An 8,141-nucleotide genomic window follows, 5' to 3' on the forward strand; every position below is an offset into this window, starting at 1 on the left:
GAAATCGCCCACCACAATGGCTTAGGTGAAACCTCTGCCACAAGAATGGGCAAAATCAGCGATTTCGCTTATAATATCGGTACCAGTCTTAACCAAGAGGAGATAGGCACCCATAGACAAACCATCACACCAACCGAAAAAACTTTGCAAGCTTTAACCACCGATGAACAGCTTGCCATTCATGAAGCCAATCAAGCCCTACTTGACACCAATGAAATACAAAGAAAAGAAGAGGTTGAGAGTGGGGATGAGGTTTGGGATCAGCCAGGTGTTACTCAGAATTTGGGAAAAACTCGACAAAAAGCATGTCGTCAGGCAGGTGTTAGCCCTAATGACTGCTCAGCCTATATATGGGCAAGAAGTGTCAGTAGAGCAAAGAATATTGCTTCGGTACTTGTGCCAACATCCCCTGGAGAAGTTGCTTTTCTTGTTGCGACTGCTGGTGGTGGCTATGTATTAAAAGTTGCAGGTAAAGCAGGTGTCAAAGTTGTTCGTTCTTTTAAGGGTAAAGATGAGCTAGATAAGGCGGTGGCTGAGGCTAAGAGGGTTTCAAAAAAAGATACTTCAAATGGATATGAGCCTGATAATAATTTGTTAAGTAGTCAAGCCAGTAAAAAAGCCAGAGATGAAAAGTTAATCAAAGATGCTGAAAATATCAGCACGGCCAAACCTGATGGTAGACCGCCGCAAGTAACAGCACCAAGAAACATTCAAGAGCAAATATTGTGGAGTGAAGTTGTTAAAAACCCTAAGACCGCCGGTAAACCTTTAAATGGTATGAATAATGATTCTAGATTCCCCAAAGATGCAGGATTCCAAAAGATGGAAGCCAAAATGAGAAGTAATGATGGAAAGGCGGTAGTTATACATTATCAATACAATCATAAGACAAATAAGGCTTATGATATTAAGATAACCTCAGTTGAATAACAAGAATTAAGGAGTTAAAAAGATGTTGATTAGAGCAAAAGATAGTTTGTTAAATAATTATATTTACATTTATTCAATATATTTGTCTAAAAACGGCTTTGATGAAAATTGTTGGTATTTTTTATGTAGTTCTGAGAATAAATTTGGACTTAATGTTTTTACATTAGACGAGATTAAGGAAATTGAGATTTTGGATTTTGAAGGTCAGATTTCTTACTTATATATTGACAACGAAATTGTAAACAGAATAAGAAAAAACAATTGGAGCATAGATGAAAATTTATACTTAAATTCAAAAAATCAGTATATGCACCCAGTTTTAAAATATTTTTTAGATAATCAGTGGGAAGTTTACGAAGGAATCATTGAAGGTCAGATTGATGACTGGAGAGAATTCGAAAAAAAATTAGGATTTAGACCTTGAATAATTCAAAGATTTTTATTATTGAGGGTATTGATGTATATAATTATTACGACAGCGATTATTACGGTATGTCGGCTTATATATTTCGTTATACAAATCATGGTAAAAATTTTTTATTTACATTACCTGGTTGTTATTTTGAAGAAATTTTAAAAAACCCCAACCTTGGCAATCTCGGGCGACTATTTTTCGCCGAATAACCTTATTTTACCTTAAATAATCTCTTTATATATCAATATCTTATGATTATTATCAGAGTGGATGCTGATTGCGCGCTTTGATGTCTTTTTATTTATTGGCACGAAAAATAATAGAGTAAATTTACCCCATCATTTTTCGTATTTTATCATCATTTTAAATTTTTTGCCCTTGTGCTTGCTGATGAAAGTTGTCGATATTGATGGATTTGAATTATTTTAATTTTATATTTTCTATTTAATAATATTGAATTTTTTTTATTCAAATCTTGTAATTTATCAGTTTGATTTGGGGTGTGGCATGCCAATTTTGCGGTGATTGATGGTGTTATTCACCGCATATTTTGCGGAGAATATGTGGTATAATTACCGCAGATGAGGCGAAATTGAGAATAGTGATGGTTGATACGTTTATTCATGAATATCCAAATTGGACAGATTGGCAGCTTGATGAGGGGCAGCTACTTCCCCTTGTCGCTCGCATTCGTTTGCTTCAGGGGCGCTTGTTGGGGCAGATGAGCAGCCTTGGGTTTGATTTACCACTTGAAGTTTGTCTTGAGGCATTGACATTGGAGGTGATTAAGACATCGGAGATTGAGGGTGAATATCTTAACACTGAACAGGTACGCTCTTCGGTTGCTCGGCACTTAGGTATTGAAGCGCTGTATCAGCATCAGCTTGTTACACCAAGCTATGAAGTGGAAGCGATTGTTCAAATGATGCTTAAGGCGACTTCAGGATTTGACTTACCATTAACCTTAGATGAAGTCTGTCGTTGGCATCATGCACTATTTCCACAAGGGCTAAGTGGTATGTATGACATTAATGTGGGCACATTACGAGATGATGCCAATGGTCCGATGCAGGTGGTCTCAGGCGCTTATGGCAAAGCCAAAGTACACTTTGAAGCACCAAAGGCCGATAGATTACCCGATGAGCTTGAGCGATTTTTTCGGTGGTATAACGATGATGAGACGGGACTTGATTTGACAATTAAGGCGGGGCTTGCACACCTGTGGTTTGTCACGCTACACCCATTTGATGATGGTAACGGTCGTCTGACCCGTGCACTCACTGAGCGGATGCTTGCCAAAAGCGATGGCAGTCCGCAGCGATTTTATAGTATGTCCGCACAAATTCTTGCCAATCGTCGTGAGTATTATCACATACTTGAACAGACCCAAAAGGGTTTGGCATCAGCCACCGAATGGCTAATTTGGTTTTTAACCAATCTAGAAGCAGCTTTGATACAAGCACTTGCTCAGTCACAAAAGGTTGTCGCCAAGTCACAATTTTGGCATACATATCGCTACACATCACTCAATCCACGGCAGGTAGTGATGATCAATAAGCTTTGGGGTGATTTTTATGGCAAGCTTACCACCAAAAAATGGGCGAGTATCACAAAAGTATCTACAGATACCGCTCTAAGAGACATCAATGATTTGGTTGAAAAAGGAATTTTGGTGAAGTCACTAGCTTCTGGACGCAGTCAAAGTTATGAGCTGAGTTGTCTTGTGGAGTAGCTACAAAAAAGATATTCATGCATGAATTTGACAAAATATTATCAAAAACTACCAAAAATCCTGTAATTTTGATAAAATAATATCAAAATTAAACCAAGTTGAGGTTGGTTATGCTTCATCTGTATGACGATATTGATGCACGCTTAGCTTTGGCAGCGTATCTAAAACAAAAACGCAAAGATGCCAAGCTGTCACGCCGAGCACTGGCTGAAAAATCCTTGATTCCAGAGCCAACCATTCGTCGGTTTGAGAATACAGGTCATATTTCTTTGAAGAACTTTTTGTTATTGTGGATGATTTTGGATGATATTGCTCGGTTTATGGAATTAACCAAACCTAAAGCAATCAAACCCAAAACCATCGCTGAGGTGCTTGCTTATGATCAGTAACTATCAGCCGACTCGGTATTTGAGTGTTTATAGAACCTTACTGACGGGTGAGAAGGTTCTCCTGGGAGAGTTGGCACAGTCATCTCAGGGGTGTTTTTTTGCTTATCATCCTGCTTATTTAGAGCAATATCCCAACATCTCACCATTTAAACTCAGCGCAAGCACTGAGCCACAGCAAGCACCTGCGATGCCGCATTTTAACCTGCATGGCGTGTTTGCTGATGCTCTACCTGATGGTTGGGGCATGCTACTTCAAGATAGATATTTTGCCAGCCAAGGCATCAATTATCGTATGGTGAGCATGCTCGATCGCTTGGCTTTTGTAGGTAATCGTGGTATTGGCGCACTGTCTTTTGAACCAAGTTTTGATCATGGGTTTGGTGCAGAGATTGCCCATACCACAATGGCAGAGCTTGGTAATCATGCTGAACGCTTGTTTGATGGCTTGACTGAAGAGATTTTGATGGCGCTCGTACAAGCTGGTAGTTCAGGCGGTGCAAGACCAAAATCTCAGGTCTATCTTAGTCAAGATGCCAAATCATGTCGTACCATACCGCAGCTGGGTGATGAAGCATGGATTGTTAAATTTACATCGCAAAACTTAAGCCTATCACATGATGAAGGCGTCTGTGAAGCGGTATATTTGATGATGGCAGAACAAGCAGATTTGCAACCTGTTCAATGGCGATTATTTGAGACCAATACCCGTCGCTGGCTTGGTGTACAACGGTTTGATTATCAACCGCAAACCATGGGTAGAATTCATACGCACAGCCTTTGTGGATTATTGGATGCTAGCCACCGTATGCCATCAATGGATTATTTCGAGCTGATTAAAGCAACCAAACTCTTGTGCAAAGACCGGCAGGCAACACAGTTGCAATTTCGCAGAGCAATATTTAACTTATTTGCCATCAATCAAGATGATCACACCAAGAATTGGGCGTTTTTGCAAGATGAACAAGGGCAATGGATGCCATCCCCTGCCTATGATATTACCTACAGTCCAATGCATCACAAGGAGCACTCAATGGCATTTGGTCGCTATGGTAAAGCACCTAGTTTGGATGTTATTCAATCACTTGCAGATCTTGCAGGCTTTGGGGCTTGGCAAGAAGCCAAAGCTGCCATCGAGCAGGTTGTTGGCAGCGTTTCAGATTTTAGATATCATGCCAAGCAGCTAGGCGTTCGTGCTGATACCATTACAATGATTGCTAAGCATTTAGATGAGATATATCAACAAAACAAGGGTGTGTTGGTTTGATGGTTTGGTTTGCTGTAAAAGATACTAAAGCTGATGCATTAATATCCATCGTTACCAGCAGAATCAAACCCGGCAGCCAGTGTTTATATAGGTAGCTACAAGAGTATTTACCAAAGATCATATGATAGCAATGTGTACCTGTACAGATGATCAAAGCAACTTTGCGTATTCAACCATCGAAATCATCTCAATGTCCCGCTGCTTTTTGCTGGGGGTCTTTAAGATCACTGCAATACCTGTATAGCCGTTTTGTAGTCTAACATGACAAAGCAAATTATAGCCCCATTTTACTATTGTGCCTGACTTACCACCGATACACCATGCTCTATCTTTTACATCGATAAATGATGACTTAACTGAGATACTGCGAGCATTAGATCCAGTAATTGTTAAAGTTGCACTCTTCAAGCTCCAAAGATTGCTCAACTTTGGATGTTTACTAGCAGCTACGCCAAGTAGCATCAAATCTCTGGCAGTGGTTAGTTGTCTGCTATTAGGCAAGCCCGTTGGGTTGATAAAGCGTGAACTGGTCATGCCCAGTGATGCGGCCTTTTTGTTCATAAGGCTGATAAAGTCTTCACCTGCTGCCGATGCTGCAACCCGTGCTAGCGCCATAGCAGCAATATTGCTTGACGGTAGCATCATATTGATGATGAGATCTTGTACGCTGATAACATCGCCATCTTGTAAGTTGTGGCCTGAGCCAGCCACCAGATCGCTTTGGATGATTGTTACGCTCGTCTGTAGCGATACATGATCCAAGGCGGTTAATGCGGTCAAAACCTTAGTGGTGGATGCTGGGTAGCTGTGATCATCGACATTATGTGAGTAGATTAGATTATCAAAGTCAGGTATGCCATCACTATTGATGGGCAAGATGCCGTATCTTTGGGCTTGTATATTGGGTTGTTGATATAAGGGGGGGCATTCATTACTGTTCTATGGTTGATTTTGAGAGCCTAGCATAAATAAAAGTTTTAAATATAATAGCATAGATTATTGATTAAGCACAACCCATCAAGCATGAAATGGGCAAAGAATCAATAGTTGAGTATTTAGATTGAGAATTTAAGTAAATATGAGGCAAATTGCAATATTACATACTTTGTATAGACATTATTAATAATTATAAAAATTTATAAATATAACAAAACTAATTATGAGACATTTAGATATTATATGTTTGTTTGTATTGTAGATCCTTTTATGTCAAATAATTGAGCTTATTTGTTTGAGAATATTGCATAACTTATTGAATTAACAATATATATAAAATAGTTAATAGAAAATAAATAATAAAAAAAGTAAAAATAATATGTTATATCATTACTATTATATAGATTTGCTTCAATATAGTTTTGTATAACTTTTGTTAAAACTCGTGGCTATGTAATATGGTTTAGTATAATATGCCATTACTAATAATTTAAAATAAATGCTATGTAGTTTTGCCATACTTTGCTCCATAGTGTTTGTTTGCATTTAGTTATTTTTCAAATCTCAGCTATACTAAGGTACCTTATGCTATCTCTAAAACAACTCTCGCTAGCAACAGCGATCGCTGCAACCACCTTTGCAGCCTCTGCGGCAGCAGCAACCGCCCCAGTAAACGGCGTTACATGGACCAAGTCTGCTGAAGGTAATCTGAATAACCTTCAGCTGACTGATCGTACTGCTGCTGTTGTTTTTATCCGTCCTACTGCCAATAATGTTGCGGTCGCTGATTCTAGCACCAACATCGGCCTAGACGGTCGTTTCTTGACCAGCTTACAAGACGGTCACTACTCAGCCAGCATCGTCTGTGCGGGCGATGTCAAGCTAAGTGCTGTACCAACTGCTGCCAAGATCAATGATCTACAAGCAGGCGCTGCGACCATCAACCTAAAAGCAGGTGAGACTCAGTACTTCCTAGTTGGCACTGAACAAGACTACACCCCAGTACTACGCCAAGTGACTGCCGAAGAAGCAGCACAAGCACTGCAAGCAGCCCCAACTTTTAAACAAAACCATCAAATCAGCCGTGTGCAAGCAGCCAACTGCCCAGCACCTGTTGCACCAGCACCAGCACCTGTGGTAACTGCACCTGCGACTGAATACTATGTTGAGACGCGTCCAAATGTCCGTCTAAACATCCTATTTGACTTCGACAAGAGCAACATCAAATCTCAATACCGTGGCGAAGTGACCAAAGCTGCTGATTTCTTGAAGCAATACCCAGACGCTAATGCTGTGGTGGAAGGTCATACTGACTCTAAAGGTACTGATGCTTACAACCAAGCACTGTCAGAGCGTCGTGCTGCTGCTGTGCGTGATGCATTGATCCGTGATCATGGCATCAATCCAAGCCGTATCAGCGCCCAAGGCTTTGGTGAGTCTCGTCCAGTAGCTACCAATGACACCGCTGAAGGCCGCGCCCAAAACCGCCGCGTGATGGTCGTTATTCCAAGTGAAGCACAATAATCTGACTTAAGATTAGTGATTCATACAAATCTGTAGAATTAAGACGAATTAATACTAATTGATATAAAAGAGTATTTATGAAAAATATCATCGTAAAAATCAACGACGCTGTACAAACCGTACAAGAAGTCGCTGTCGTCACCAATGATGGTCAACCAACCGTCATCAAAGGTGTAAAAAATGTCAACTATCAACTGGTCGATCAAGCCACTGGCCGTGGTCCTGACCACATCGTCACTAAGCGTGTTGGCAAAGACCTACACATCTCACTAGAAGATGCTGGTGAAGAAACCGATCTAATCATCGAAGGCTTCTATGAAGACGACCGCAATGCCCTAATCGGTCAAGCCGAAGATGGTCAATACTACTACTACATCCCAGACACCGGTGAAGTCGCTGACTATGTTACTCAGCTACAAGCAGGTGATGTCGAAGGTCAAGCCCTAGGTGGCAGCCCATACGCAACCCCATGGTGGATCGGCGCAACTGACACTGGCTTTGGCTACCTACCATGGATCCTAGGCCTAATCGGCGTAGGCGCACTAGCAGCTGCATTGGCAGATGACGATGATGATAATTCGTCTCGTGATACTACGCCGCCAAAGGCACCAGATGTTGTTGCTCAACCAAATGGTGATGTAACAATTACGCCATCAACTGATCCAGATGTTAAAGAAACTACGGTTACCTATGTTGATGAAACTGGCGAAACTCAAACTGTCACTTTCACCAAAGAAGATACAGATGGTGACGGCGAGCCTGACACTTGGGTAGATAATAATCCTGATGACAATGTCACTGTTGATCCTACAACAGGTGTTGTAACCATTCCTGCTGACGAAGTTAAAGATGGTACAGATGTCACTGCTACCAACACTGATACAGCGGGCAATGAAGGTCCTGAAGATAAAGATACAGCAAAGGCGGTAGACGACGCAGACGCCGATGCTG

The 8,141-nt window shown here is 40.9% G+C and carries 8 protein-coding genes; 7 read left to right on the top strand and 1 reads right to left on the bottom strand.

Annotated elements, in window-relative coordinates:
- The 5 genes from B0681_RS10425 to B0681_RS10220 all read left to right on the top strand — a co-directional run.
- Positions 1-930: hypothetical protein (locus B0681_RS10425; protein ID WP_211271533.1), on the top strand; the 930-nt coding region annotated here is incomplete at its 5' end.
- A 22-nt stretch (positions 931-952) separates the two neighbouring features.
- Positions 953-1,354 carry a hypothetical protein gene (locus tag B0681_RS10200; RefSeq protein WP_078318612.1) on the top strand — a complete coding sequence of 134 codons (402 nt, stop codon included), beginning with the start codon at positions 953-955 and terminating at the stop codon, positions 1,352-1,354.
- Between the two features lie 595 nt (positions 1,355-1,949).
- Positions 1,950-3,077 (top strand): Fic family protein, encoded by a 1,128-nt coding sequence (locus B0681_RS10210; RefSeq protein ID WP_078318614.1) that lies wholly within the window; start codon positions 1,950-1,952, stop codon positions 3,075-3,077.
- A 110-nt stretch (positions 3,078-3,187) separates the two neighbouring features.
- Complete coding sequence (locus B0681_RS10215) at positions 3,188-3,466, top strand: helix-turn-helix domain-containing protein (protein WP_078318615.1); 279 nt, start codon at positions 3,188-3,190, stop codon at positions 3,464-3,466.
- Positions 3,456-4,730 carry a type II toxin-antitoxin system HipA family toxin gene (locus B0681_RS10220; protein WP_078318616.1) on the top strand — a complete coding sequence of 425 codons (1,275 nt, stop codon included), beginning with the start codon at positions 3,456-3,458 and terminating at the stop codon, positions 4,728-4,730. The genes B0681_RS10215 and B0681_RS10220 overlap by 11 nt, the downstream gene beginning before the upstream one ends.
- Before the next feature lie 150 nt (positions 4,731-4,880).
- Here the strand turns inward: B0681_RS10220 and B0681_RS10225 are convergent, their stop codons facing one another.
- Positions 4,881-5,630: a D-alanyl-D-alanine carboxypeptidase family protein gene (locus tag B0681_RS10225; RefSeq protein ID WP_078318617.1), complete on the bottom strand. Its 750-nt coding sequence runs from the start codon at positions 5,628-5,630 to the stop codon at positions 4,881-4,883.
- Positions 5,631-6,251: 621 nt separating this feature from the next.
- On the opposite strand from B0681_RS10225, the gene B0681_RS10230 reads away from it, so the two are divergent.
- Both B0681_RS10230 and B0681_RS10235 read left to right on the top strand, forming a co-directional pair.
- On the top strand, positions 6,252-7,190 hold the full coding sequence (locus B0681_RS10230; protein ID WP_078318618.1) for an OmpA family protein: 939 nt from the start codon (positions 6,252-6,254) through the stop codon (positions 7,188-7,190).
- A 77-nt stretch (positions 7,191-7,267) separates the two neighbouring features.
- A partial coding sequence (locus B0681_RS10235) for a hypothetical protein (RefSeq protein ID WP_211271535.1) occupies positions 7,268-8,141 on the top strand: 874 nt, incomplete at its 3' end.

This window comes from Moraxella porci DSM 25326, from assembly GCF_002014855.1.
Lineage (GTDB): Bacteria > Pseudomonadota > Gammaproteobacteria > Pseudomonadales > Moraxellaceae > Moraxella > Moraxella porci.